Genomic DNA, 1,440 nt, shown 5'->3' with positions numbered 1-1,440 from the left:
GGGTCTTCCCAGATGACGGTGTAGGTCGGCCGGGCGCGTCGGTCCGCAGATAGACGTCGAGGTCTCCCGATGACGGAGGTTCCTACGCCATCCATCCGAAAGACCTCGACGTGTCCGACGCTACCCCGCCGGCCGGCTTCGGCCGCCCTGACCTGACCGCCTTCGCTCGACTCGACGGCCTCGGTCTGAGCGTGACCGGGCAACGACTTGAACCGGATCGTGCGGTCCTCGCGTGCCGCGTGGTGGAACCAGATCAGTGGTGCCGACGGTGCGGCAGCGAAGGCGCCGCTCGTGACACCGTGATCCGGCGGTTGGCCCACGAGCCGCTGGGCTGGCGACCGACCGTGCTGGAAGTTGTAGTGCGCCGCTACCGCTGTGCCGACTGCGGACACGTGTGGCGCCAAGACACCAGCGCCGCGGCGGAGCCACGCGCGAAGCTCTCGCGCACCGGGCTGCGGTGGGCGCTGGAAGGGATCGTGGTCGCACACCTCACCGTCGCCCGTGTCGCCGAGGGACTCGGGGTCGCGTGGGACACCGCCAACAACGCGGTCCTGGCCGAAGGCAAGCGGCTGCTGATCAACGACCCCACGCGGTTCGAGGGCGTGAAGGTCATTGGCGTCGATGAGCACGTCTGGCGCCACACCAGGCGTGGCGACAAGTACGTCACCGTGATCATCGACCTCACCCCGGTCCGCGATGGCGCCGGCCCAGCAAGGCTGCTGGACATGGTCGAGGGCCGGTCGAAGGCGGCGTTCAAGACCTGGCTCGCCGACCGCGACGACGCCTTCCGTGACGCGGTCGAGGTGGTCGCGATGGACGGCTTCACCGGGTTCAAGACCGCCGCTGCAGAGGAGATCCCGGACGCGGTCACGGTGATGGATCCCTTCCACGTCGTGCGCTTGGCCGGTGACGCCCTCGACAGGTGCCGGCGCCGGGTCCAACTCGCGATCCACGGGCACCGTGGGTTCAGGGACGACCCGCTCTACAAGTCGCGGCGCACGCTGCACACCGGCGCGGACCTGCTCACCGACAAGCAGAGCGACAGGCTACGCGCGCTGTTCGTTGATGACGCTCACGTCGAGGTCGAGGCGACCTGGGGTGTCTACCAGCGCATGATCGCCGCCTATCGCCACGAGGACCGGCAACGTGGCCGCGAGCTCATGGAGAAGCTGATCACCGACCTCAGCGCCGGCGTCCCCAAGGTGCTCACCGAGCTCACCACCCTGGGCCGGACCCTGAAGAAGCGAGCCGCTGACGTGCTCGCCTACTTCGAACGACCCGGCACCAGCAACGGGCCGACCGAGGCGCTCAACGGACGGCTCGAACACCTGCGCGGCTCCGCACTCGGGTTCCGCAACCTGACCAACTACATCGCCCGAAGCCTGCTCGAGACCGGCGGCTTCAGACCCCAACTTCTACACCCCCGATTGGGATGAGCCG

Annotated in this window: 1 protein-coding gene; it reads left to right on the top strand. The window is 68.5% G+C overall.

The genetic code is table 11. The features are described 5' to 3' along the window. Positions 1 to 110: 110 nt before the first annotated feature. Positions 111 to 1,436 (top strand): ISL3-like element ISPfr2 family transposase, encoded by a 1,326-nt coding sequence (locus ODE13_RS16855; RefSeq protein ID WP_026138135.1) that lies wholly within the window; start codon positions 111 to 113, stop codon positions 1,434 to 1,436. Positions 1,437 to 1,440 lie beyond the last annotated feature (4 nt).

The sequence above is a fragment of the Nesterenkonia sp. HG001 genome (assembly GCF_034438835.1).
Taxonomy (GTDB): domain Bacteria; phylum Actinomycetota; class Actinomycetes; order Actinomycetales; family Micrococcaceae; genus Nesterenkonia; species Nesterenkonia xinjiangensis.
This window is presented reverse-complemented; position numbering and strand designations above follow the sequence as displayed.